Annotated in this window: 24 protein-coding genes; 7 read left to right on the top strand and 17 right to left on the bottom strand. The window is 73.8% G+C overall.

The annotated features are described in order from the left end of the window. Window positions 1-19: 19 nt before the first annotated feature. Window positions 20-844, bottom strand: a complete 825-nt coding sequence (locus WIS52_RS09975; RefSeq protein WP_349297846.1) for an inositol monophosphatase family protein — start codon at window positions 842-844, stop codon at window positions 20-22. After that, window positions 841-1,797: an aldo/keto reductase gene (locus WIS52_RS09970; RefSeq protein WP_349297845.1), complete on the bottom strand. Its 957-nt coding sequence runs from the start codon at window positions 1,795-1,797 to the stop codon at window positions 841-843. The genes WIS52_RS09975 and WIS52_RS09970 overlap by 4 nt, the downstream gene beginning before the upstream one ends. Window positions 1,798-1,937: 140 nt before the next feature. Here WIS52_RS09970 and WIS52_RS09965 point away from each other — a divergent pair, with 140 nt between their 5' ends. After that, a complete protein-coding gene (locus tag WIS52_RS09965; protein ID WP_093340837.1) occupies window positions 1,938-2,114 on the top strand; it encodes a DUF6104 family protein in 177 nt (58 codons plus the stop codon). A gap of 86 nt (window positions 2,115-2,200) precedes the next feature. Here the strand turns inward: WIS52_RS09965 and WIS52_RS09960 are convergent, their stop codons facing one another. The 7 genes from WIS52_RS09960 to WIS52_RS09930 form a co-directional block, all read right to left on the bottom strand. Next, complete coding sequence (locus WIS52_RS09960) at window positions 2,201-3,703, bottom strand: aldehyde dehydrogenase (protein ID WP_349297844.1); 1,503 nt, start codon at window positions 3,701-3,703, stop codon at window positions 2,201-2,203. Window positions 3,704-3,746: 43 nt separating this feature from the next. Continuing rightward, window positions 3,747-4,835, bottom strand: coding sequence for an S-(hydroxymethyl)mycothiol dehydrogenase (locus WIS52_RS09955; protein ID WP_349297843.1), 1,089 nt, complete (start codon window positions 4,833-4,835; stop codon window positions 3,747-3,749). Beyond that, the gene (locus WIS52_RS09950) at window positions 4,832-5,875 is read right to left on the bottom strand and encodes an LLM class flavin-dependent oxidoreductase (RefSeq protein WP_349297842.1); all 1,044 of its coding nucleotides are present in this window, start codon (window positions 5,873-5,875) and stop codon (window positions 4,832-4,834) included. Before WIS52_RS09950 ends, WIS52_RS09955 begins: the two co-directional genes overlap by 4 nt. Further along, on the bottom strand, window positions 5,872-6,648 hold the full coding sequence (locus WIS52_RS09945; protein ID WP_349297841.1) for an HpcH/HpaI aldolase family protein: 777 nt from the start codon (window positions 6,646-6,648) through the stop codon (window positions 5,872-5,874). The genes WIS52_RS09950 and WIS52_RS09945 overlap by 4 nt, the downstream gene beginning before the upstream one ends. After that, window positions 6,645-7,553 carry a cupin domain-containing protein gene (locus WIS52_RS09940; RefSeq protein WP_349297840.1) on the bottom strand — a complete coding sequence of 303 codons (909 nt, stop codon included), beginning with the start codon at window positions 7,551-7,553 and terminating at the stop codon, window positions 6,645-6,647. The genes WIS52_RS09945 and WIS52_RS09940 overlap by 4 nt, the downstream gene beginning before the upstream one ends. Before the next feature lie 32 nt (window positions 7,554-7,585). Beyond that, complete coding sequence (locus WIS52_RS09935) at window positions 7,586-8,476, bottom strand: DUF6282 family protein (RefSeq protein ID WP_349297839.1); 891 nt, start codon at window positions 8,474-8,476, stop codon at window positions 7,586-7,588. 73 nt (window positions 8,477-8,549) lie between these two features. Beyond that, a complete protein-coding gene (locus WIS52_RS09930) occupies window positions 8,550-9,635 on the bottom strand; it encodes an ABC transporter substrate-binding protein (protein ID WP_349297838.1) in 1,086 nt (361 codons plus the stop codon). Between the two features lie 248 nt (window positions 9,636-9,883). Here WIS52_RS09930 and WIS52_RS09925 point away from each other — a divergent pair, with 248 nt between their 5' ends. Genes WIS52_RS09925 through WIS52_RS09910 form a run of 4 tightly spaced genes read left to right on the top strand, consistent with a single transcriptional unit; the run spans window position 9,884 to window position 14,337 of the window. Next, window positions 9,884-10,708, top strand: a complete 825-nt coding sequence (locus WIS52_RS09925) for an IclR family transcriptional regulator (protein WP_349297837.1) — start codon at window positions 9,884-9,886, stop codon at window positions 10,706-10,708. Between the two features lie 41 nt (window positions 10,709-10,749). After that, the gene (locus WIS52_RS09920; protein WP_349297836.1) at window positions 10,750-11,532 is read left to right on the top strand and encodes an ABC transporter ATP-binding protein; all 783 of its coding nucleotides are present in this window, start codon (window positions 10,750-10,752) and stop codon (window positions 11,530-11,532) included. Window positions 11,533-11,567: 35 nt separating this feature from the next. Continuing rightward, on the top strand, window positions 11,568-12,413 hold the full coding sequence (locus WIS52_RS09915) for an ABC transporter permease (RefSeq protein ID WP_349297835.1): 846 nt from the start codon (window positions 11,568-11,570) through the stop codon (window positions 12,411-12,413). Between the two features lie 13 nt (window positions 12,414-12,426). Then, the gene (locus tag WIS52_RS09910; protein WP_349297834.1) at window positions 12,427-14,337 is read left to right on the top strand and encodes an alkyl/aryl-sulfatase; all 1,911 of its coding nucleotides are present in this window, start codon (window positions 12,427-12,429) and stop codon (window positions 14,335-14,337) included. A 5-nt stretch (window positions 14,338-14,342) separates the two neighbouring features. Here WIS52_RS09910 and WIS52_RS09905 read toward each other — a convergent pair whose 3' ends face one another. The 4 genes from WIS52_RS09905 to WIS52_RS09890 are packed head-to-tail and all read right to left on the bottom strand — an operon-like array spanning window position 14,343 to window position 18,032. Then, the gene (locus tag WIS52_RS09905; RefSeq protein WP_349297833.1) at window positions 14,343-14,759 is read right to left on the bottom strand and encodes a hypothetical protein; all 417 of its coding nucleotides are present in this window, start codon (window positions 14,757-14,759) and stop codon (window positions 14,343-14,345) included. Next, window positions 14,756-17,518, bottom strand: a complete 2,763-nt coding sequence (locus WIS52_RS09900) for an FtsK/SpoIIIE domain-containing protein (protein WP_349297832.1) — start codon at window positions 17,516-17,518, stop codon at window positions 14,756-14,758. The genes WIS52_RS09905 and WIS52_RS09900 overlap by 4 nt, the downstream gene beginning before the upstream one ends. 5 nt (window positions 17,519-17,523) lie before the next feature. After that, on the bottom strand, window positions 17,524-17,775 hold the full coding sequence (locus WIS52_RS09895; RefSeq protein ID WP_349297831.1) for a hypothetical protein: 252 nt from the start codon (window positions 17,773-17,775) through the stop codon (window positions 17,524-17,526). Next, window positions 17,772-18,032: a hypothetical protein gene (locus WIS52_RS09890; protein ID WP_349297830.1), complete on the bottom strand. Its 261-nt coding sequence runs from the start codon at window positions 18,030-18,032 to the stop codon at window positions 17,772-17,774. Before WIS52_RS09890 ends, WIS52_RS09895 begins: the two co-directional genes overlap by 4 nt. Before the next feature lie 261 nt (window positions 18,033-18,293). On the opposite strand from WIS52_RS09890, the gene WIS52_RS09885 reads away from it, so the two are divergent. Next, on the top strand, window positions 18,294-19,664 hold the full coding sequence (locus tag WIS52_RS09885) for an Nramp family divalent metal transporter (protein WP_349297829.1): 1,371 nt from the start codon (window positions 18,294-18,296) through the stop codon (window positions 19,662-19,664). 295 nt (window positions 19,665-19,959) lie between these two features. Here WIS52_RS09885 and WIS52_RS09880 read toward each other — a convergent pair whose 3' ends face one another. Genes WIS52_RS09880 through WIS52_RS09865 form a run of 4 tightly spaced genes read right to left on the bottom strand, consistent with a single transcriptional unit; the run spans window position 19,960 to window position 23,418 of the window. Beyond that, a complete protein-coding gene (locus tag WIS52_RS09880) occupies window positions 19,960-20,892 on the bottom strand; it encodes an ABC transporter substrate-binding protein (protein WP_349297828.1) in 933 nt (310 codons plus the stop codon). Window positions 20,893-20,940: 48 nt separating this feature from the next. Beyond that, the gene (locus WIS52_RS09875) at window positions 20,941-21,672 is read right to left on the bottom strand and encodes an ABC transporter permease (RefSeq protein WP_349297827.1); all 732 of its coding nucleotides are present in this window, start codon (window positions 21,670-21,672) and stop codon (window positions 20,941-20,943) included. Continuing rightward, complete coding sequence (locus WIS52_RS09870) at window positions 21,669-22,325, bottom strand: ABC transporter permease (RefSeq protein ID WP_349297826.1); 657 nt, start codon at window positions 22,323-22,325, stop codon at window positions 21,669-21,671. Before WIS52_RS09870 ends, WIS52_RS09875 begins: the two co-directional genes overlap by 4 nt. Window positions 22,326-22,338: 13 nt before the next feature. After that, entirely contained in the window at window positions 22,339-23,418 is a 1,080-nt protein-coding gene (locus tag WIS52_RS09865) for an ABC transporter ATP-binding protein (protein WP_349297825.1), read from the bottom strand. Between the two features lie 187 nt (window positions 23,419-23,605). Here WIS52_RS09865 and WIS52_RS09860 point away from each other — a divergent pair, with 187 nt between their 5' ends. Beyond that, the gene (locus WIS52_RS09860) at window positions 23,606-24,421 is read left to right on the top strand and encodes a TIGR03620 family F420-dependent LLM class oxidoreductase (RefSeq protein ID WP_349297824.1); all 816 of its coding nucleotides are present in this window, start codon (window positions 23,606-23,608) and stop codon (window positions 24,419-24,421) included. Window positions 24,422-24,484 lie beyond the last annotated feature (63 nt).

Raw genomic sequence — 24,484 nt, 5'->3', positions numbered from 1 at the left:
CGGTTGCGGGGCGGTCCGCTCAGCCGGGGTCGGTGAGCGGGAGCGCGGCGACGAGGCGTCCGAACTCCTCGCGCAGGCCGGGCGCGGCGCCGATCGTGAGCGCCGACGTCGGCGGGGCGCCGGCCGGACCGGTGAGCCGGACCCCGGCCTCGGTGGCGATCAGGTAACCGGCGGCGACGTCCCACGGCTTGGCGTCCAGCACGAGACCCGCGTCGACCCGGCCGGCGGCGAGGTAGGCGAGCTGCAGCGCCGACGGGTACCGGCGGAGATCACCGACCACCTCCAGCAGGGCGGGGATCACCGAGCCGAGCCGTTCCCGGGTGGCCTGCGACGGGTTGTAGCTCAGCGCGAGCAGGGCCCGGCCCAGCTCGGTGCACCCCGAGGCCCGGAGCGGGCGGTCGTTGCACCACGCGCCCGCGCCGCGTACGGCCGCGAACGTCTCGGCCACCGTGGGGTCGTGCACGACCGCGACCGTGGTCACCGGCCCGTCGGCGTCGTCGCGCACCTCCTCCAGCGCGAGACAGACCGACCACGGCCCGCTGCGGGAGACGTAGTTGCGGGTCCCGTCCAGCGGGTCGATCACCCATCGCCGGCTGCTGCCGCCCGCGAGGTCCGTGCCCTCCTCGGCGAGCACACCGTCGTCCGGGAACGCCGCGCGCAGCCCGTCGACCAGCAGACCCTCCGACGCGATATCCACATCGGACACCAGATCGTTGACGTGCGCCTTGGTGCCCTGCACGCGGAGGCCGTCCCAGCGCTCGAGCTGCAGCGCGCCCGCCTCGCGGGCCAGGCGCACGGCGACCGAGAGCTCCTCCGCCCCGGGGCCGACGATCGTGCCGGTCACCGGCCCGCGTCCGCTCCGGCCGGGTCGCTCGCCCGGTCCAGGCGCTCGACGGCGTCCGCCGGCAGCTCCAGGTCCGCCGCGGCCAGCAGCGGCGCGAGCTGGTCGGGGTTGCGGGCGCTCGCGACCGGCGCGACGACGTCGGGCCGGGTGCGCAGCCACGCCAGCGCGACCGACGCCGGCTCGGCCCCGAGCCCGTCGGCGACCTCGACGAGCGCACCGACGACGTCGAACGTGGCCTCGTGCAGGTAGGCCTTCATCTGGCGTTCCCGGTCGGTGCCGGCCACCTGCTCGGCGTGGGTGTACTTCCCGGTGAGCAGCCCGGCCGCGAGGCTGAAGTAGGGCAGCACGCCGATCCCGTGCCGGGCGGCCACCGGCGCGAACTCCCGCTCGTACCCGGCGCGGTGCAGCAGGTTGTAGTGCAGCTGGAACGCGACCGGCGGGGCGGCGCCGGTCGCCGTCGCCACCGCGACCCACTCCTCCAGCCGGTCGGGCGAGAAGTTCGAGAGCCCGACGTGGCGCACCTTCCCGGCCCGCACGAGCGCGTCGAAGGCGGCGACGGACTCCTCGATCGGCGTGTCCGGGTCGTCGTAGTGGGCGTAGTACAGGTCGATGCGGTCGGTCCCGAGCCGGCGCAGCGAGGCCTCGGCCGCGGCCGAGATCGTCTCCGGGACGAGCCCGGTGAACCCGGGGTGCGAGCTGACCTTGGTCGCGAGCGTGACCCGGTCCCGGTTCCCGCGGGCGAACCAGCGCCCGAGGACCTCCTCCGACTCACCGCCGGAGTTGCCGGGCACCCAGTGCGAGTACCCGTCGGCGGTGTCGACGTGGTTCCCGCCGGCCGCGGTGAACGCGTCGAGCACCGCGAACGAGCCGGCGTCGTCGCTGGTCCAGCCGAAGGTGTTGCCGCCGAGGACGACGGGGAAGGTCTCGAGGTCGGAGCGTCCGATCAGGGGCATGCGTCTCCTCGCAGAGGCTCGGTCGTCGGCCCGCCGGTGCACCGGCGGGCCGTTCCGCCCCCGCAACCTATCCGGGCCCCGCACGGCCGCGACGGCACCGGCGCCACCACCGGCGGCCGACCGTGGATAACCTGGCCGGCGTGTACTTCACCGACCGGGGCATCGAGGAGCTCGTCGACCGGCGCGGCGACGAGCAGGTCAGCGTCGAGTGGCTGGCCGACCGGCTGCGCGCGTTCGTCGACCTGAACCCGCAGTTCGAGACGGCCGTCGAGCGGCTGTCGAGCTTCCTGGCTCGCGACGACGCCGACGACGAATGACCCCTGCCGGCGGGTGAACGCGGCGGGGCCGGGAGGAGTCCTCACCGGCCCCGCCGCGAGTCGGGGAGCGGACGGTCCGTGCGGCGTCAGTGCGGTGCCGGGTCGGGCACCCCGTCGAGGATCACCGTCTTGGTCTCCAGGTAGGCCCGCAGTCCCTCGACGCCGCCCTCGCGACCGATGCCGGACTGCTTGAACCCGCCGAAGGCGATGCCGAAGTCGGTGCGGTAGGCGTTGTGCCCGACCGTGCCCGAGTGCAACCGGCGGGAGACCGCGTACGCCTTGTCGAGGTCGTCGGTGAACACCGAGGCGTTCAGGCCGTAGGGGCTGTCGTTGGCGATGGCGACGGCGTCGTCCTCGCCGTCGGCCGGGATCACGGTGAGCACCGGCCCGAAGATCTCCTCCTGGGCGATCACCGAGGAGTTGTCGACGCCGCCGAACACGGTCGGCTCGACGTACCAGCCGCGGTCGAGGTGGGCGGGCTTCCCGCCGCCGGTGGCCAGCCGGGCTCCGGCGGCCTTCCCCTGCGCGATGTAGTCGAGGACCGTGGTCTGCTGGCGCTCGATCGCCAGCGGACCCATCTGGGTGGCCGGGTCGAACGGGTCACCGACCTGCACCGCGGCGTAGCGGGCCGCGAGCGCCTCGACCAGCTCGTCGTGCCGGCGCCGGCTCACCACGACCCGGCTCAGCGACGAGCACACCTGACCGCTGAGGAAGCAGCCGGCGCCGGTCAGTGCCGCGGCGGCGGAGTCGACGTCGTAGTCGTCGAGCACGACCGCGGCCGACTTGCCGCCCAGTTCCAGGGTGACCCGGGCGACCCGCTCCCCGCACAGCGACGCGATCCGGCGCCCGGCGGCGGTCGACCCGGTGAAGGCGATCTTGTCCACCCGGGGGTCGCGGACCAGGGCCTCGGACGGTCCGCGGTCGGCGGTCAGCACGTTGAGCACGCCGGCCGGGAGCCCGACCGACTCGGCCACCTCGGCCAGCAGGTACGCGGTGCCGGGCGCCTCCGGCGAGGCCTTCAGGACGACGGTGCACCCGGCCAGCAGCGCGGGCGCGACCTTCCAGGACGCCAGCGACATCGGCACGTTCCACGGGACGATCGCGCCGACGACACCGACCGGCTCGCGCACCAGCAGGCCGTACTCGCCGCCCGCGGTCGGGGTGGCGGGTTCGGTGAAGGGGAACGTCTCCGCCAGGTCTGCGTAGAGGTCGTAGATGCCGGGGACCTTGCCGAGCAGCCCCAGCGAGTGCCGCTGCACGACGCCGGACTCCCGCGGCCAGATCCGGGAGGCGTCGGAGACCCGGGCCCGCAGTCCCTCGGCCATCGCGCGCAGGTACCCGGCGCGCTCGGCGTGGCTCATCCGCGGCCACGGTCCGTGGTCGAACGCCGCGCGGGCGGCCGTCACGGCGCGGTCGACGTCGGCCTCGACCGCCTCGCCCACCCGCAGGAACGTCTCGGTCGTCGCGCTGTCGACGACGTCGATGGTCGCCCCGGTCGACGGGGTGACCCACTCGCCCCCGATGTAGAGGCGGTCGGGCGAGCTCAGCGGCACCGCACCGCGCACGGCGGCGACGTCCACTACGGACACTGCGGGTCTCCTCGGATCGAAGGTCGGGTGTCGGGTGTCGGGGTCAGAGCAGGACGACGGAGCGGATGACCTCGCCGTCGCGCATCCGGGCGAAGGCGGTCTCGACGTCGTCGATCCCGATCTCCTCGGTCACCATGTCCTGCAACGGCAGCCGGCCGGTCAGCTGCAGCTCGACCAGCTTCGGGAAGTCACGCGAGGGCACGCACTCGCCGTACCGGCTGGAGCGGATCGCGCCGTCCCGCCGGAAGAAGTCGATCAGCGGGAGCTCTGGGACGGTGGCGCCCGGGCGCGGCACGCCGACCAGGACGAGCGTGCCGGAGGGGCGGCGGGCGTAGAAGGCCTGCTGCCAGGTCTGCGGCAGCCCGACCGCGTCGATGACGACGTCGGCCCCGGCCCCGCCGGTCAGCTCCCGGACCCGCTCGACGACGTCGGTGTCCCGGGCGTCGATCGTGTGGTCGGCGCCGAAGCCCTTCGCCCACTCCAGCTTCCGCGGGTCGGTGTCGATCCCGATGACCGTGGTCGCGCCGGCCGTCCGGGCGCCGGCGACGGCCGCGTCGCCGACCCCGCCGCAGCCGATCACGGCGACCGACTGACCGGGCCGCACGCCGCCGGTGGTGACCGCGGCTCCGAACCCGGTCATCACCCCGCAGCCGATCAGCCCGGCGACCTGCGGGCTGATCCGCGGGTCGACCTTCGTGCACTGCCCGGCGTGCACCAGGGTCTTCTCGGCGAAGGCGCCGATCCCCATCGCGGTGCCCAGCGGGGTGCCGTCGGTCAGCGTCATCGGGGTGCTCGCGGTCCGCGGGGAGGTGCAGAACTCCGGCTCGGAGTCCCGGCAGGGCCGGCAGACCCCGCAGACCGCGCGCCAGTTGAGGATCACGAAGTCGCCCGGCGCGACGTCGGTGACGCCCTCGCCCACCGACTCGACGACGCCGGCGGCCTCGTGGCCGAGCAGGATCGGGAACGTCCCGGGGATGCCGCCGTCGCGGAAGTGCACGTCGGTCTGGCAGACCCCGCAGGCCTGCACGCGGACGACCGCTTCGCCCGGCCCGGGGTCGGGTACGACGATCGTCTCCACGGTGACCGGCGTGCCCAGGTCGAGGGCGACGACACCGCGGACCTGCTGGCTCATGAGGAGCTCCTGTCGTGATCGGGTGTTCCGGCGGGAACCGTGTCCAGCCGGGGAAGGACGTGCTCGCCGAGCAGCGCGACCGTGCGGCGGGCGACGTCGGCCGGCACGCCGTGCGGTGCTGCCCGCACCTGGACCTGGGTGACGCCGGCCCGGCGGTGTGCCCGGAGCCGGGCGAGGACCTCGTCGGGACTCCCGACGAGCACCGGCTCCGGGTCACCGTCGGCCGCACCGACGTCCCACAGCCCGCGCGAGGTGTAGTAACGCCGCAGCGGGGCGAGGTGCTCGGCGGCGTGGTGGCGGGCCCGGTCGCCGTCGGTGTCGACGAAGCAGATCCGGTTGGCCGCGACGGTGCCGGTGCCACCGGCGGCGCGGTAGGCCGCGGCCTGCGCCTGCAACACCCGGTCGGAGTAGTTGGTGGCGGCGTAGTAGCCGGCAGCCGCGGACACCGCGCGATGGACGGCCGCGGCGCCGGAACCGCCGACGAGCACCGGTGGCCCTCCGGCCCGGTACGGCGCCGGGACCGAGCCGGCCCCGCCGCCCGCGCCGCCACCGCCGTCGTCCGCGCGGCCGGGGCTCGCGGGACCGGCGCTCGCCCCGCCGCGCCACAGGTCCCGCAGCCGGGCCAGCAGCGCGTCGAGCAGCGCCCCGCCCGCCCGGTCGGGCCCACCGTAGGTGCCGCGCAGCGGGGGCGGCCCGAGGCCGAGCCCGAGCGTCAGGCGTCCCTCGCTCAGCTGATCCACCAGCGCCGCCTCGACGGCGAGCCGGTCCGGGTCCTGCGCGCGGACCAGCAGCACGCCGGTCCCGAGGCCCAGACCGGTCAGCGCGGCCAGGTGCGCCAGTCCGAGCAGGGCCGACGGCAGGTGGAACGGCTCCGGGCTGCTGTGGAAGCTCTCGCCGAGCCACACCGAGTCGAACCCGGCCTGCTCGGCGGCGTCCAGCAGCGGCCGGGCGCGGCGGACCTGCGCGGCGACCGGCCCCATCGCGGGGTCGGAGCCGAGGTCGAGGGCCAGCCCCAGCCGCAGCCCCGCCGGCCCGGTCATGCCCGCTCCCGGACCTTGTCCACCAGGTCGGCGGCGGCCGTGGCGAGCAGGCTCGCGTCGTTGCCGCTGACGACGAAGTCGGTCCCGCGGTCGAACGCCGTCCGCACCGCCGCGGGCGCCGCGCCGTAGGCCAGCCCGAACACCTTGCCGGCGCCGTGCGCGGCCGCCCGGGCCGTCTCGATGTGCGCCAGGACGTCGTCGGCGGCCGGGGCGGACCCCATCGACAGGGCGAGGTCCGCCGCCCCGACGAACAGCCCGGCCACGGCCGGGAGCGCGGCGATCTTCTCCGCGTCGGCGATCCCGGACTCGGCCTCCAGCTGCAGGACCAGCATCGCCTCCTCGCGGCCGAAGCCGAGATAGTCCGGCGTCGGGCGCCGGCCCCAGTGCCCCGCCCGGCTGGTGCCGCCGGATCCGCGATGGCCGTCCGGCGGGAAGGAGAACGCCCGGGCGAGGGCCTCGGCCTGCTCGAACGAGTCCACCCGCGGCACGAACAGCCCGCAGGCACCCGAGTCGAGCATCAGCTGCACGGTCGACGGCCGGTGGTCCGGGATCCGGACGAACGGGACCAGCCCGTGCGCCCGCGCCGAGGACAGCAGCCACGCGGCGGTCTCGATCCCGATCGGGGCGTGCTCCAGGTCGACGACGACGAAGTCGAACCCGGCCCCGGCGACGATCTCCACCGGCTCCGGCGCGGCCAGTTTCAGCCAGGTGCCCAGCGCGCGGGCGCCCGGTCGCAGGACCTCGCGCGGCGACACCGGTCCGGGGCCGGTCACGCCGGGAAGTCCTCGGCGTTGCGCACCCAGCCCGGCTTGGCGGAGAAGTCGGCGCGCGGCGGGCAGAAGATGTCGATCAGGCGGTTCTCCCCCGGCCCGTCGGCCTCCGAGGTGTGCACGGTGGGCGGCGGGATGACCGTCAGCGACGGGCTGCCGACGCCGACGTGCTCGTCGGCCTTCCAGTGGTTCCGGTCGGTGACCCACGGCGTGCGGATGTGGTGCGTGTAGTGGCCGTGGGTCGCCAGCGAGTACTGCTCGAAGTCGTCGTGGTGGTGCGGGGAGAGCTTGTCCGCCGGCCGCGGCCCGTCGTGCGCGGCCAGCAGGTTGACCATGAACGAGCGGCTGCGGAAGATCCGGCCGAACCTCCCCTGCTCGAGGGGGTGCTCGTCGGCCTTGTAGAACCGCACCTGCTCCGGTCCGGGCGGGGCCGGCCAGGGCTCGGCCGGCGCGACCCGCGGGGACGGCTCGGCGAACGCGGCGGCGTTGCTCGCGCGCTCGGCCCAGCCGGGCTCGTCGCTGCGGACCAGCAGGGTCAGGTCCGCGGTGCCGGTGTTGTCGATCCGGACCGCCCCGGGCGGGAGGACCGCGACGCCGTGCCCGGCGAGCGCGCCGGTGGTGCCCTCCCACGTGACGTCGACGGCCGCGCCCGCGTCGGTCAGGATCAGCACCGTCTCGGACTCGAAGACGGTGTCGACCACGGTCCCCGGCCGGCGGGCGGCGACGTGGTGCACGACGGCGTTCTGCCCGCGCGTCGTCCAGGCGTCCCCGGCGTCGGTGCTGGTCGCGGGCAGCATCGTGAAGTCGAGGTACTGGGCGTCGGCGATCGCCTTCGTCCGGTCGATCCCGGCGGCCTGCGTGGCCAGCGACCGGCGCGGATCGGCGGTGGGGGTGAGCTCGGTGGGCACGGTGGGGCTCCCTTCGATGCGGTCGGCGCGGCTCAGTCGGTGATGTCGAGTAGGCGGGCCGGGTTGTCGACGACCATCCGGCGCAGGTCCTTCTCCGGCAGGCCCAGGTCGAGCAGCGCCTCGCAGGTGCCCAGCCACGCGTCCACCGGGGTGGGGTTGCCCCGCTGGCCGGCGTCGGAGGCCAGCACGGTGTGCTCCGGACCGATCCGGGAGATCCACTCGAACAGGGTCTCCGGCTCGAAGTGCCGGTTCTCCCGGTGCGGGTTGTACATCCCGACCTCGTGCTCGACGTAGGCGCCGAGCCGGACGAACTCCTCGCAGGTCTCCGGCTCGGCACCGATCACGAAGTTCGGGTGGCTGATCACCAGCTTGTCCATCCCGGCCGCCCGGGCCTCGGTGAACAGCACCCGGATCTGGTCGGGGTACATGTGCCCGGCGTTGAGCACCGCACCCGCCTCCTTGACGACCCCGACGACCTCGCGGGCCTCGGCGGTGAGCCCGCCGTCCGCGCCGACCGCGTCGATCCGCTCGGTCGTGGTGTGCACGGTCGAGGTCGGGAAGTGCCCGCCCTCGGGGTGGCAGTCGATGTGCCGGCCCGAGCTGATCGTCGGGAACCACACGACCTTGCCGCCCATCGACAGCGACAGCCGCACCGCGTGCGGGTTGATCCCGCCGACCGGGCTGTTCAGCGCGATCCCGCCGAACACCTCGGTCGGGATCGACGCCAGCTGGTGGGCCTGCGCGAGCACGTCCATCACGGTGTTGTGGTGGTGCGACTTGACCACCATCGCCCGCATCCCGAGCCGGTCCCAGCCGTCCTGCGCCGCCTCGTAGTGCAGGAGGCGCCGGGGGTAGGGGCTGGGGCCCGAGTGGACGTGCATGTCGATCACACCGCGCAGTGCGGCGAGGACGGCGTCGGACATGGGAGCGTGTCCTTCCTGCGTACCGCCGGGGCGGCACGGGTCGTGGGAGGCGGGTGTGGCTGCCGGGCGGTGCTCAGGACCCCGCGGACGGCTGCAGGTCGGCCGGGGTGAAACCGCCGATGCCGGTACCGAGGTTCGTGTCGAGGACGTCCTCGACCGGGGGCTTCCCGGTGATCAGCTCGGCCTGGAGCGCCCAGTCCGCGAAGCGGTCCACCGACGCCGGGTCGATCTCGGTCCACGAGGAGACCTGCGGGTCCGGGATCAGCGCACCGAGCCGGGTCTCGAGCATCGCGATCTGGTCCTGGACGGCCTTCTGCTCGTCCTGGTCGGGACCCGGACGGGTCTCCGGCTTGGCCTCCCAGACGGCGCGCACGGCGTCCTCGGGGTGCAGCCGGGCCCAGGCCAGCGACTTGGCGACGGCGCGGCCGAGCTTCTCGTACGCCTCGGGGTTCTCGGCGAGCGCGTCCTTCGGGGCGAGGAACCCGCCGCCGAACAGCTGGTCCAGCCCGGGGACCGGGATGTCGGTGACGTCGATGCCCTGGGTGCGCAGGCTGGTGTAGAGCGTGTCGTACATGGCGAGCGCGTCCACGTCGCCGTTGCGCACCGCGGTGATCTGCTGGGCGCCGACGCCGATCGGGACGATCGTGACGTCGTTCTCGGACATGCCCTCGGCCTTCAGCGCGGTGCGCAGCAGCGTCGCCCCGGTGCTGTTGGCGTTGGTGACGCCGACCCGCTTGCCCCGCAGGTCCGCGACCGAGCCGATGCCGGAGTCGGGCACCGCGGCGAGGCCGTAGATGACGTGGCCGTAGAAGGGCATGAAGTACTGCATGTCGGTGCCCTGCTGGGCGGCGATCATGACCGGCTCGGGGGTCGCGACGGCCACGTCGGCGTTGCCGCCGATGACCTGCTGGACCGCCTCGGTGCCGGACTTCGCGGTGGTGAAGTTCGCCTGTATGCCCTCCTCACGGAGGAAGCCGAGCTGGTCGGCGAGGGTGATGGAGCCGGTCTCGACACTCCACGCGGCCGTGGTGACCACGACGTCGAGGGAGGTGTCGCCGGCGGCGGAGTCGGCCGAGCCGCCGCAGGCGCTGACTCCGGCGGCCAGGGCCGCGGTGGTGACGAGGACGCCGAGACGACGCAGCACGGTGCTGCTCTTCATCAGATGCCTGCCTTCATGGGAGGTGTCTGTGGACGGGGCGGGCACCGTACGTGGCTCTGCACGCCCCGACGTCGCGCCGAGCCGGTGTGACCGCATGACGAACTATAAGTTCGCATCGCGGGGTGTCAAGTAGGCAACTGTGCGCATACGACCGACTCCGGAGCCGGTTCATGCTTGTGCCGAGCCGAGTCTTCGTTCTATCTTCGCAACACGCAGATCGCTATCCGATCAACGGAGGATCGAGAACTATGGGCGGCGACACAGTCCCCTTCGCGGGTGCGGGCTCCCGGTCGACCGGCGACATCCAGGCCGTCGCCCGTACCGCGCAGATCCTGGCGCTGTTCGGCCCCGCCCGGCCCACCATCACGGTCGCCCAGGGCGCGACGCTGCTCGGCCTGAACCGGACCACGACCAACCGCTACTTCATGTCGCTGGTGGCGGCCGAGCTTCTGGAGCGGTGCCCGGACCAGACCGCGGCGTTCCAGCCGTCGCGATTGCTCTACCAGCTCGGGGCGTTCGCCCTGGGCCGGCAGCGGGTCACCGAGATCGCGCCCCCGGTGATGCGGGAGCTCTCGGCGGACGCCCACCTCACCGTCGCGATGGCCCTGTGGGGCGCGAGCGGGCCGGTGGTCGTCCATGTCGAGCAGCACGTCACCTGGGGTGCCGCCGTCACCGTCCGGGTCGGCCACCAGCTGGCCAGCGACGCCGCGCAGACCCAGGTCTTCCTGGCCTTCCACCCGGACCGCTTCGCGGTCGAGCGCCTGCTCGGGGCCGTCCCCGGGACCCTGCGCGAGGACCTGCACGAGCGGGCCGCGCAGATCCGGTCCACCGGCATCGGCACCGCGACCACACCGGCGGGGGTGCGCATCCTGGCCGCGCCGGTGTTCGGCGCCCAGGGCATGGCCGCCACGATCGCGGTGATCGGCACCGCCACCGCGCTCGCCCCCGGGCTCGCCGCACGGGAGGAGTCGCTGCTCACCGCCGCCGCGGTGCACCTGACCGACCTGATGGGCGGGACGTGGCCGCTGCCCACCCCCGCACCGCTCCCCGAGGCGGAGTCCGGCACCGCCTGAGCCGTCACCTCCCCCGAGTCACGCACAGAGGAGTGCTACCGATGACCCTGGCCACGACCGACGCCGTCGCACTGACCGGCGTGCACAAGAGCTACACCAGCAAGCGCGGCGGCGAGGTCGTCGCGCTCGACGACGTCGACCTCGCGGTCCCGCAGGGACAGTTCCTGTCCATCGTGGGCCCCAGCGGCTGCGGCAAGAGCACTCTCCTGAAGATCATCATGGGGCAGACCCGCCTGTCGCGGGGCACGCTGAGCTTCGGCGGCGAGCTCCCCGAGGGCCGGCACCGGCTCGGTATGGTCTTCCAGCAGGCCCTGCTGCTGCCGTGGCGCACCGTCCGGCAGAACCTGCTGCTGTCGCACGACCTCAACGGCGCGCCGGCCGGGGGCTCCGACCGGATCGCGGACGAGATGCTGGCCAAGCTCGGCCTCACCGACTTCGCCGACAAGTACCCGAACGAGCTCTCCGGCGGTATGCAGCAGCGGGTCGGCATCGGCCGCGCCCTGGTGCACGACCCGCAGATCCTGATGATGGACGAGCCGTTCGGCGCGCTCGACGCGCTGACCCGCGACCAGCTCGGCATGGACCTGCTCGAGATCTGGGAACGAGACCGCAAGACCGTCCTGTTCGTCACCCACAGCGTCCCCGAGTCGGTGCTGCTCTCAGACCGCGTGGTCGTCATGACCGCCCGGCCGGGCCGGATCGCCGAGATCATCGACATCGACCTGCCGCGCCCCCGCGCCCTCGAGACGATCAACACCCCGGCCTTCGGTGAATACGTCACCCGCATCCGCCGGCTCCTCAACTCCGAGCACAGCGCGCACTGAGCCGCCACCCGCTCCCGCCCCTTCCGGAGAGAGACATGACGACGACGTCCGATCGCACCACTTCCGTCCCGGCCGGCGCCTCCGCGGGCCGTCCACCCCGCAAGCGCCTGGTCGACCAGCCCGGCTGGCTGCTCGCCACCGGTCTGGCGGTCCTGCTCCTGACGGCGTGGGAGGCCGCCGTCGTGGTCTTCGACGTCTCCCCGCTCATCGTCCCCGCCCCGTCGGCGGTCGCCCTGTCGCTGTGGAGCGGGCTGGCCGACGGCACCCTGCTCTCGCACGCGTGGATCACCCTGCAGGAGATCCTGCTGGGCTTCTCGCTGGCCGTGGTCGCCGCGCTGTCGGTGGCGTTCCTGGTCACCCAGTCCCGGCTGGTCGACAAGGCGGTCTTCCCGCTGGTGGTCGCCACCCAGACCATCCCGAAGGTCGCCATCGCGCCGGTGCTGCTGATCTGGTTCGGCACCGGGATGACCTCCAAGGTGGTGACGACCGCGCTGCTGGCGTTCTTCCCGCTGCTGGTCAACGCGATCCACGGGCTCCGCTCCACCGACCCCGACCAGGTCGCGATGTTCCGCTCGTTCGGCGCCACCCGCGGCCAGATCTTCCGCCGGCTACAGTTCCCCAGCGCACTGCCGAGCATCGTGGCCGGCCTGGACGTCGCCGCCATCTTCGCGGTGACCGGCGCGATCGTCGCCGAGTTCGTCGGCTCGACCGAGGGGCTGGGCTACGTCATCCAGGCCACCAACTTCACCCTCGACGTGTCCCGGACCTTCGCGGTGCTCGCCATGCTCTCGGCGATCGGCATCACGCTGCACTTCATCATCGTCACCATCGGCAAGCGGGTCGTGTTCTGGGCGAACGACGTGTCGCGCCTCGACCACTGAGGCGAGGGCTCCCATGATCGAACGCACCTCGAGTGCGGCGGCGTCCCCGGCCACGGTCCGGGCGAACGCCGCCGCGGGCGCGGCGCTGCCGCTGTCCGACCCCACCGACCGGCACCGGGCCGAGCGCGGCCTGCTGCGCCGCGCCGAACGCCTCGTCGTGCACGGTGACCGGACCGGGGCGGTGATCCGGGACAGCGAGGACTACACCTTCCTCGACGACGAGCAGGCACCGGAGTCGGTGCACCCGAGCCTGTGGCGGCACGCCCGGCTCAACAACTCGCACGGCCTCTACGAGGTGTGCGACGGGCTCTACCAGGTCCGCGGCTACGACCTGGCGAACCTGACGCTGGTCCGCGGCGAGGTGGGCTGGATCGTGATCGACCCGCTCACGGTCACCGAGTCGGCGCGGGCGGCGATGGCGCTCGCGACCGAGGTGCTCGGAGAGCGCCCGGTCACCGCGGTGATCTACACGCACAGCCACAAGGACCACTACGGCGGCGTCGCCGGCGTGATCTCGCCCGAGGAGGCCCGCGACCGCGGGGTCCCGATCATCGCCCCGGCGGGCTTCGTCGCCGAGGTCGTGTCGGAGTCGGTCATCGCCGGTCCGGCGATGGGCCGCCGGGCCACGTACCAGTTCGGCCGGGTGCTCGACCGCGGCGTGCTGGGGCAGCTCGACAACGGGATCGGCAAGGTCGTCCCGAACGGCGAGACGACCTTCCTCGCGCCGACGGTCGACATCACCCACACCGGACAGGAACTGGTCGTCGACGGCGTCCGGATCGTCTTCCAGATGACGCCGGAGGCCGAGGCGCCGGCCGAGATGATGTTCCACTTCCCGGACCTGAACGCGCTGTGCGTGGCCGAGAACTGCAACGCCACGATGCACAACCTCTACACGCTGCGCGGGGCGCAGGTCCGCGACGCGCTGGCCTGGAGCGGCTACATCCAGGAGGCGCTGGAGCTCTTCGGCGAGACCACCGACGTCTGTTTCGGCAGCCACAACTGGCCACGGTTCGGCCGCGACGACGTGCGGGAGTTCCTCGCCCACCAGCGCGACCTCTACCGCTGGCTGCACGACCAGACGATGCGGCTGGCCAACCACGGGCGCACCCCGGTCGAGATCGCCGAGGAGCTCACCCTGCCGGCCGCGCTGGCGTCGGACTTCTCCTGCCGGGGCTACTACGGCACGGTCAGCCACAACGTCAAGGCGGTCTACCAGCGCTACCTCGGCTGGTTCGACGGCAACCCGGCGCACCTCGACCCGCTCCCCGACGAGGAGTCGGCGGCGCGCACGCTGCGCTACATGGGCGGGATCGACGCCGTCGTGGAGCGGGCGCGGGAGGACTTCGACGCCGGCGACCTCCGCTGGGTGGCCGAGGTGCTCGGGCGGGCGGTGTTCGCCGAGCCGGAGCACTCCGGGGCGCGGCTGCTGCTGGCCGACACCTTCGAGCAGCTCGCCTACCGGGCGGAGGCCTCGATCTGGCGCAACTTCTACCTGACCGGCGCCGAGGAACTGCGGCACGGCATCCGGCCGGTACCGGCGCAGGCGGCCGCGGCGCAACGCTCCATCCTCGCCGCCCTGCCCACCGCCGAGCTGCTCGACTGGGTCGGGGTGCGGATCGACGGGCCACGTGCGGACGGGACCGACCTGCGGACCGAGCTGACCTTCCCGGACCGCGACGAGCGGTGGGCGGTCGGCGTACGCAACGGGACGATCCACTACTGGCCGAAGGCCGACCCGGGCGCGGCCCTGCTGCTCACGCTGCCGCGCACGGTGTTCGAGGAGCTGCTGGTCGGCAGCCTCACGGTCGCCGGTCTCGACGGCCGCGCGGACGTCCGGGCCGAGGGGGACCTCGACGTCCTCGAGGGGCTCCTCGACGTGCTCGACACCTTCACCGGGGACTTCGCGATCGTCGAGCCGTAGGTCGGTCAGTCCCCGTTCCCGCGGCGCGGCAGCCGGAACAGCCGCCGGGTGCCGGACTCGCGCAGGCCGTCGAGGGCCTCGTCGGCCTCGCGTTCCAGCTGTTCGTGCCGGGCGGGGTCGGCGCGGTGGTCGGCGCGCGGCCGGGGCTTCCCCGGCTCCTCGGCCGACCACAGCACCTGCAGCGCCGCCTCCCAGCGCAGCTCGAACATGCCGCGGGCCAGGGTGAGACCGTCGGCGGCGCCGTGCAGGTCGCGCTCGGTGCTCCGCAGCCGGCGGCGCAGCTCCTCGGCCCGCTCGGCGTCGCGTTCGCGCAGGTCCCCGACCGCCGAGGCGAGCCCGGCGACCACCTCCCGGTAACGGTCCACCGCGGCGGGCCGCGCACTCGGTCCTGCGGCGGGCCGCGGGTCGTCCGGAGTGGTCACTGCGTCCCCTTCCAGTCGGCGAGGATCACCAGCTGCGGGCGGGCGTGCCGCGCCCGGTCCAGCAGCAGCCCGCGACCGGGCGACGGTGTCCAGGTCGGCGGCGCCCCGCTGACCAGGCCGGAGAGCTCGCCGCCCTGCACCCCGGTCGCGATCCACGCACCGAGGTCGTCGACCCCCGAGCCGAGCCCGGACAGCAGCGCCTTGGCCCGCTGCGGGCTGCGCCACCAGCCGAGCACGTGCACCCCGACCTCCGGGCCGTGGTGCAGCACCGCGCGCAGCGCCTCCAGCCCGGCGCGGTCCAGCATGGACTCCGCGGCGTCCACACCGAACAGCACGACGACGACCGGGTCGCGTTCCGGGGCCCCGGCGCGGGCGCGGACCTCGGCGGCGAGCTCGGCGACCCGGCCGGCGAACCCGTCGGCGACGACCTCGCGGACCGGGTGCGGCAACCGCGGGACGAGCGTGCCGGCCGCGGCGAGGGCGTCGCCGGTCAGCGCGCACAGCTCGAAGCGGGCGCTCACCTCGCGCGCGGCGAGCTGGGCGCCGAGCGCCTCGGCGGCCGAGCAGAGCAGGGTCGCGGCGGCGTCGGTGTCGGGACCGATCACCCCGAGGTTGCGGCCGGGAGCGTCGGCGAGCGCGATCGCGGCCGGGCTGCCGTCGACGTCGACGAACTGGCCGGCCAGCGCGTGCGGCGGCCCGGTGTCGGGCAGCCGGCCGGCGAGCGAGGCGTGCGTCGGGGCCCGGGCGCCGTCGAACACGACGGGCTCGGACTTGGGCGGGTGGTCGGTGAACACCGCCTCCTGGACCTCGCGCACGAGCGGGCCGCCGGCCTCCGGGATCCGCACGACCAGGTTGCCGTGGGTGACCCCGGAGTCGTGGTTGACCACCGCGTGCCAGCGCGGGATCTCCATCGGCAGCTCGTTGAGCTGGGCCAGCACCCGCCGCGCCCGGGGCAGCGCGATCCGCAGCACGAACTGCTCGAAGATCGCCGGCCGGCCCCAGAAGGCCTCGATGCCGGAGACGTCCTGGCTGGCCAGGACCAGGTGCACGCCCTGCGAGCGGCCGCGCCGGGCGACGTCCTCGAGCAGCGCGGTGGCCTCGGTGGTGACGGCGTCGCGGCCGGTGAACAGGAACTGGAACTCGTCGATCACCGCGACGATGCGCGGCAGCCGGGCCGTCTCGTCGTCGATCCCGCGGGCGGCGAGCTCGTCGCGCAGCTCGGCGAGCTTGGTGGCGCCGTACCTCCGCGCCAGCTCGGCGCGCGCCCGCATGGTCTCGGCGAGGTGGCGCAGCAGCGCGAGCCCGAACTCGCGGTCGGTGTTGATGTTGACGCCGATCAGCCGGGCCTGCGGCAGCCAGTTCCGGCGCTCGCCGTCCGGGTCCGGTGCGAACTGCGCGAACGACACGCCCTCCTTGAAGTCGAGCAGGTAGAGCTCGAGCTCGTCGGGCGGGTACTGGGCGGCGAGCGCGGAGATCCACGCGAGCAGCAGGTTCGTCTTGCCCGAGCCGCTCGGTCCGCCGACCAGGGCGTGCGGGGCGTGGTCGTCGAGGACCAGATCGGCCCCGATGCCGTCGGAGAACCCGATCGGCGCGGTCAGGCCGTCCCGGGAGACGCCGGTGCCCCGGGCGTTCGGAGGGGGGAGCAGGTCGGCGAAGGCGCCGAGCCGGCCCCGCCAGCGCTCGTGCGCGTCGGCGAGCACGTGACAGGTGTCGCTGACCAGGTCCTGGGGCAGCGGCGGGTCGGGGACGACACCCACGTGCGGCCCGGTCAGCGAGGTCCGGACGGGACCGTCCGCGCCGTCGTCGGGGAAGGTCACCGTCTCGACCGGGTTGCGCAGCGCGACCGGCACGTCGAGCAGCACCAGCACGACGCCGGCCGCGATCCCGCCGCGGGCGACCCGCTGCAGCGCGCGGTGCTCGGCCTCGGGCAGCGGCTGCCCGTTCCCGGCGAGCACGGCGACCAGCCACGGCTCGGGCCGGCCCTTGCCCTTGTCCGCGAGCTCGCGCAGCGAGGTGTGGCCCTCGGCGAGCACCCGGGTCTGCACCCGGCGGATCCGGTCGGCGAGCTGGCCGAGCAGCGCCGCGAGCCGGGTGGGGTCGTGCACGGTCAGCAGCCCGGTGCGGGTCAGCGGGTAGAGCCCGGGCAGCGCGCCGGCGAGCTGCCCGACGTCCCAGACGTGCACGCCGACGACGCCGGGCCGGAAGTGCCGCAGCACCCGCAGCAGCAGCCGCTCGACCATGGCCTCGGCGCGTTCCCGGGTCGCGGGGGTGGAGGTGATCTGCAGGTGCGCGCCGTCGAGCAGCGGGACCGCGACCCGGAACTCCTCGCCGCCCTCCACCGAGCCGGTGCCGAGCTGCCACAGCTCCGGGACGACGCCGGTCGCCTCTGCGTCCCCGGCCTCGGCCCGCCAGTCCCGGGGATCCGAGCCGGCCACGCCCGGTGCGGCCGCGTCCACGATCGCCGAGAGCGTCTCGGGCGAGCCGCCCTGCCAGCCGTCGAAGGCGTGCGCCCGGTCGGCCCGGACCCGGTCGACGGCGCCGGTCAGCGCGGGGTTCTCCAGGACCGGGGCGAGCGCGGGGTCGCGCAGGGCGGCGTCGTAACCGGTCTCGCGCAGCCAGAGCTCGGCCATCACCTCGGCGTGCGCGGCGGCGGCCGCGTCGAGCCTGCGTTCGGCGGCACCGAGGGCGACGGCGGAGGCGAAGTGGAACCGGTCGAACGCGGCGCGGATCCGCTCGCGACGCCCGGTGCGGCGGGCCATCGCCGCTACAGCCGGGCGTCGAGGTCGGCGACGGCACCGGAGGCCGTCGCGATCACCGAGAGCAGGTCGTCGAGCTCCCGGCGGGCGCGCTCGACCTGCGGGGCGGGCAGGGTCTCGCGGCTGGACGCGGACAGCTCGGTGTAGATCCGGCCGATCTCGTCGAGCCGGTGCCGGGCGGTCTCGACGTGCCCGCGCGCGAGGTCGGTACGCTCGGTGACCGTCGCCAGCGCCGAGCGGAGCTCGCCCAGCGAGGTCACAGCCGGGTGGCGATCTCTTCGGCGGCCTGGGTGGCGGCGTGGACGGCCTTCTCGACGTCGTCGACCTTCTCGGCGGCGTCGCTGTAGTAGGCGCGCGCCTGCTCGACGTCGGACTGGCTGCTGCCCTCGACGACCTGGGCGAGCAGCGAGCGGGCCTCCTCGATGGCGAGCCGGGCCTGGCGGAGCGCGCCGAGACTCTCGGTGGCCTTCTGGTTGGCCTGCCCGATCCCGGCCCGGACCTCGTCGATGCTCGCCATGATGGCCCTCTCTGATTCGTGCGGATGCCCGGCGCCGCAACGGCTGGGCGCCGCAGTGCGCAAGTATGCCGGTCGGTCGTCACTGTGGTGGTACGGGTGGTGACGACGCGGCAGGACTCGCCGTACGACGCGGGCGGGTCCGCGAACGGTCCCGGGTGCGCTCCGTGACCGATTCGTTGTGGGACGAACCGTTGCGGTCGCTTACCGTGCTCCGAACGGTCGACGTCGGATCGGCCACCGCCCCTGACACGGAGTGTGACGATGGCCTCCCCCGGCTCGTCCGGACCCCCGACGGAGTTCCTGGAACCCCCCACCGGTTCGGCGAAGATCAGATCGATCGGACCCGGACTCGTCGCCGCGGCGACCGGCGTCGGGGCCGGCGACCTCGTCGCGACGATGGTCGCGGGCGCGAGCTTCGGGACCGTGCTGCTCTGGGCGGCCGTCGCCGGGACCCTGGTCAAGCTGGCCCTCGGCGAGGCGGTGGGCCGGTGGCACCTCGCCTCCGGCGCCACGATGCTCGACGGCTGGCGGCGGCTCGGCCGCTGGGCGACGATCTTCTTCGGCATCTACATCGTCATCTGGGGCTTCGTCTACGGCGCCACCGCGATGTCCGCGGTCGGGCTGCCGCTCAACGCGATGTTCGACGTCCTGTCGGTGCGCTACTGGGGCATGATCGCCGGCGTCGCCGGTCTGGCGATGGTCTGGTTCCAGCGCTACCAGGCCTTCGAGAAGGTCATGACCGTCGGCGTCGCGGTCATGTTCGTGTCGGTGATCGGGATCGCGGTGCTGGTCGGCCCGGACCTCCCGGCCCTGGCCTCCGGGCTGGTGCCGCGGCTGCCGGAGGGCTCGACGGTCTACGTGCTCGGCCTGATCGGCGGCGTCGGCGGGACGATCACCATGTCGTCCTACGGCTACTGGCTCTACGCGAAGGGCTGGAAGGGCCCGAAGTGGCTGTCGATGATGCGGCTCGACAACGCCGTCGGCTACGTGCTCACCGGCATCTTCGTGATCGCGATGCTGGTGATCGGCTCCACGATCCTGTTCGGCGAGGAGATCACCGACTCCGACTCCGGCCTGCTGACCCTGGGCGACCGCCTCGGCGAGGAGTACGGCGGGGGCGTCCGGATCCTGTTCCTGGTCGGCTTCCTCGCGGCGTCGATCACCTCGCTGCTCGGGGTCTGGAACGGCGTCTCGCTGCTGTTCACCGACTGGACCCGGGCGATCCGGCTGCCGCACGGGCGCAAGGCCGCGGTCGGCACCGAGGCCGACTCGCCGAACGCGGTGGTCGCCGCCGAGGGGACCGACGAGCGGGGCGAGGGCCCCGGCCGCGCCGGTGCCTACGAGGCCCGCGCGGCCGAGAAGTCCTGGGCGTTCCGGGGCTACGCGCTGTGGCTGACGTTCCCGCCGATGGTGCTGCTGCTGCTCGACCGGCCGTTCGCGCTGACCCTGGCCTACGGCGTGCTGGGCTCGTTCTTCATGCCGTTCCTGGCGCTCACCGTGTTCCTGCTTCTCAACACGAAGCTGGTGCCGCGCGAGGGCCGCTCGGGCTGGCTGTCGAACACGATGCTGGTCGTCGCGTCGGTCCTCTTCGCGATCCTGCTGGTGACCGACATCCAGGAACGCCTGTTCTGAGCCGGTCCGGTGACCGCGCGCGTCACGGCGCGCGCGTCCGCTCGATCGGCGCACGGATATCGGATCACCGCGCGACGGACAGCGTCCGAGGCGTAGTGCGCCGTCCGGCGGAGATCGGGGGACGGATCCGGGGCGGGACCGCCGTCCTCGGGCAGGTCGGCATCGACGGCGAACTCCGGTAGGCACCGGTCCGGGAGTCGAGCCATGGCGGCATGGTGGATCGCGCCGGTCCGGCACCGGCGCGATCCAGGGAGCCCGTTCGCTGTCGCATGCGGCTCCGCCACCCGTGAGGCACCTAGAGGTTCTGGGCGTCCAGCCAGTTCTTCGCGACCGTCTCCACCGACGGCTTGTCCGGCGCGGCGGCGGCCTCGTTGAGGCCCAGCAGCTCCTGGGTGGTGAGCTTCGCGGTGACCGCGTTCAGCGCCTCGGTGACCTCCGGCGTCACCTTCGCCTTGTTGATCAGCGGCAGCACGTTCTGCGCGGCGAAGTTCTGCTCCGGGTCCTCCAGCACGACGAAGTCGTTCTCCGGGATCGCCGCGTCGGTGGTGAACAGGTCCGCGGCCTGGACGTCACCGTTGCGCAGGGCCGTGACGGTCAGCGGGCCACCGGCGTCGAGCGAGCGGTACTCACCGAACGTGCAGTTGTAGGTCCGCTCGATGCCGGGGATGCCGTCCGGCCGGGTCTGGAACTCCGGCGGACCGCCGAAGGTCAGCTCGCCGCACCGCGGCGCGAGGTCGGCGATGCTGGTGAGGCCGAACTGCTGCGCGGTCTCCCGGGTGACGACGACGGCGTCCTTGTTCTCCGCCTCGGCCCGGTCCAGCACGGTCAGCGTCGGGTCGTCGGCCTCGAGCGTCTGCTGCAGCGCGGTGTAGACCTGCTCCGGCTCCCGGTCGGTCGCCTCCGGGTTCAGGTACTGCAGCAGGGTGCCGCTGTACTCCGGGATGAGGTCGATCGAGCCGTCCTTGAGCGCCGGCACGTAGGCCTCACGGGACCCGATGGGCGGCCGGGTCTCGACCGTCACGCCCTTCGCCTCGAGCGCCTGGGCGAAGATCGAGGACAGGATCTGGCTCTCGGTGAAGTTCGCGGCGCCGACGACGATGGTGTCCTGGTCGTCGCTGCCGCCCGAACCGCCGCCGGCCAGCGGGTCCTCGCCGCCACCGCAGGCCGACAGCAGGAGACCGGTCGCGATCGTGGCCGCGACGGCGGTGAGCAGACGGGAACGTCTCATGAGGGGTCCTCTCGGCGGAGGTCGTGGGGACGACGGGTGGGGTCGGGATCAGGCGGCGTCGCGGTCGGCGGCGGGACGCGACGGGACGGCCCGCAGGCGTCGCACGCCGGGCGAGCCGGCCGCCGGGCGCCCGGCCTGCAGACCGGGCGAGACGATGAGCTTCTGGAGGCCGCCGAGCAGCAGGTCGGCGAGGATCGCCAGCAACGCCACCAGGATCGACCCGCCGATCATCATCCCGAAGTCGCGCTGGCCCAGGCCGTCGATGATGAACCGGCCGAGCCCGCCGAGGGAGACGTAGGCGGCGATCGTCGCCGTCGCGATGACCTGCAGGGTCGCGCTGCGCAGGCCGCCGATGATCAGCGGCAGCGCGTTGGGCAGCTCCACCTTCCACAGCACCTCGGGACCGCGCATGCCCATCCCGGTGGCGGCGTCGACGATCGAGGCGTCGACGTTGCGGATGCCGGCGTAGGTCCCGGCGAGCACGGCCGGGACGGCGAGGATGATCAGGGCCAGGACCGGCCCGACCAGCGAGAGCCCGGTGAGCGTGGCGAGCAGGACGAGCAGGCCCAGGGTGGGCAGCGCGCGCAGCCCGTTCGCGAGACCGACGACGAGGAACCCGCCGCGCCCGGTGTGCCCGATCCACGCGCCGAGCGGCACCGCGATCACCACCGCGATCAGGAGCGTCAGCGCGGTGTAGCCGAGGTGCTCGGCCAGCCGCGCGACGATGCCGGTCGAGCCGGTCCAGTTCGCGCCGTCGAGGAGCCATCCGAAGTACGTCACGTCGTCCTCCCGACGGCGCGGCGGGCCCGTTCCCAGGGCGTGAGGAGCTTGCCGGCGAGCAGCAGGGCCGAGTCCACGACCAGTGCCAGCAGCAGGACGAGCACGATGCCGGTGACGATCTGGGCGTCGTTGCTGCGGTTGAAGCCTTCGGTGAACATCAGGCCCAGCCCGCCGAAGCCGATCACCGCACCCACCGTGACCAGGCTGATCGTGGACACCGCGGCCACCCGGAGGCCCGCCACGATGACCGGCACCGCGAGCGGCAGCTCGACGCCGACGAAGCGGCGCAGCGGGGTGTAGCCCATCGCGTTCGCGGCGTCGACGACGTTGCCGGACACCGCGGTCAGCGCGTCGGACACGGTGCGGACGAGCAGCGCGACCGTGTAGATCGTCAGCGCGACCACGACGTTGACCGGGTCGAGGATCTGGGTGCCGAGGATCGCCGGCATGAACACGAACACGGCCAGCGACGGGATCGTGTAGAGCAGACCCGCCGCGTTCGTCATGACGGTGCGCAGCGTGGCGGTGCGGTTGGCCACCCAGCCCAGCGGGATCGCCAGCAGCAGCCCGAGCGCCACCGGGACGAGCGAGAACACGAGATGCTCCCGGAGCAGGCGGAGCACCACGTCGAGGTTGCCGAGGAACCAGGTCATCGTGCGTGCACCCTCACGCGGCGGCGTCGTCGCGAGCGGCGGGCAGCGCGGCCAGTACCGCGTCGGCGGTCACCGAACCGGCGACCCGGCCCTCGGCGTCGACCGCCACCCCCAGCCCGGAGGGCGAGGACAGGGCGGCGTCGAGCGCGCCGCGCAGCGAGCCGGAGCCGACGTCGTACAGCGATCCGCCGGGCACGATGCCGTCCTCGGTGACCTGCCCGTCGCCGGCCTCGACCCAGCCCAGCGGGCGGCCGCCGGTGTCGAGCACCACCGCCCAGCCGTCGCCGGGCCGGGGGTCGCCGACCGACACCATCGGCAGCGACCCGAGCGCGATCGTGTCCGAGGACAGGAAGCCGAGCCCGCGGTAGCCGCGGTCCCGGCCGACGAAGTTGTCCACGAAGTCGTCGACCGGGCGGGACAGCAGCACGCCGGGCTCGTCGTACTGGGCGAGCTTCCCGCCGACCCGGAACACCGCGACCTTGTCGCCGAGCTTGATCGCCTCGTCGATGTCGTGGGTGACGAACACGATCGTCTTGCCCAGTTCGGACTGCAGCCGCAGCAGCTCGGACTGCAGGCTCTCCCGGACGATCGGGTCCACCGCGGAGAACGGCTCGTCCATCAGCAGCACCGGCGGGTCGGCGGCGAGCGCGCGGGCCACGCCGACCCGCTGCTGCTGGCCGCCGGAGAGCTGCGCCGGGTAGCGCTTGGCCATCGCGGTGTCCAGGCCGACGGTCTCCATCAGCTCCATCGCCCGGTCCCGCGCGGCCTTCTTGCCGCGGCCGATCAGCATCGGCACGGTGGCGATGTTGTCGACGATGGTCCGGTGCGGGAAGAGCCCCGCGTGCTGGATGACGTAGCCGATCCCGCGGCGCAGCTGGGCCGGGTCGGCGGCCAGGACGTCCTGGCCCTCGACGCGCAGCTCGCCCTCGGTCGGCTCGATCATCCTGTTGATCATTCGGAGGGAGGTCGTCTTCCCGCAGCCGGACGGGCCCACGAAGACCGTGATCCGCCCCTGCTCGGCGACGAGGTCGAGCCCGTCGACCGCGACCGTCCCGTCCGGAAAGCGCTTGGTGACGCCCCGGAACTCGATCATCCGGGCTCTCCCTGCCCTCGGCGGCCGTCCGTGCGCGGCCGCGGTCGGAGCACCGTAACCCGTTCGGCCCCTACCGGCGACTCGTCCGGAGTGGGGTGGACACCTGTCCGGACCGGATCCGCGGCGGCGCCCGATCGGGGCCCACTCCTTGACCTGAAGTCGGCTTCACCGCGGAGCATGCGCGACCATGACCACCACGACGCCCCTGGTCCCGGTCGGCTTCGCCACCGGGACCGACCCCGGCGAGGCCGCCGCGGCCGAGGCCGCCGGAGCCCGCGCGCTCTGGCTCGCCGGCGGCGCGCTCGACCGGCTCGACCGGATCGCCGGCGTGCTCGACGCCACCCGGGACGCCACTGTGATCCCCGGCATCATCTCGGCCGGGGTGTTCCCGGCCATCGATGTGAGTGCGCTGCACCGTGATCTCGCAGTGCGGCACCCGGGGCGGTTCCTCGTGGGCCTCGGGGCCGCGCAGCAGCCGCGGGCGATGGCGGCGCTCGGGTCCTACCTCGACGCGCTCGACGCCGCCGAGCCCCCGCTGCCGCCCGGGGAGCGGATCCTGGCCGCGCTCGGACCGCGGAAGCTGGAGCTGGCCCGGGAACGCTTCGCCGGCGCGGTGACGCTGCTGGTCACGCCGGAACACACCGCGGGCGCGCGGGCGGTGCTCGGCGCGGACCGTCTCCTGGCCGTCACGCTGCCGGTCGTGCTGACGACCGACGCCGCCCGGGCGCGGACGGCCGTCCGCCCGATGCTGGAGTTCCTCCTGGGCGTGCCGGGGTACCGGGACAACGCCCGGCGCCTGGGCTTCGCCGACGACGAGATCTCGGGCATCGCCGACCGGCTGGTCGACGGGTTCGTCGCGTGGGGCACCCCCGACGACGTCGCCGCCCGGGTCGCCGAGCACCGTGCCGCGGGTGCGGACCACGTCGCGCTGAGCGTGGTCGGGGACGACGACGTGCTCCCCGCCGGCGCCGACGCGGTGGGCCGGCTCGCGGGGATCGCTTGACCTGAAGTCCGGTGCAGCTCCGAGCATGGGGCGATGCCGACGACGTCACCCGCCCTCCGCCCG

The organism is Pseudonocardia nematodicida (assembly GCF_040105385.1).
GTDB lineage: Bacteria > Actinomycetota > Actinomycetes > Mycobacteriales > Pseudonocardiaceae > Pseudonocardia > Pseudonocardia nematodicida.
The sequence above is the reverse complement of the archived record's forward strand: the minus strand, read 5'-3'. Positions and strand labels throughout refer to the sequence as shown.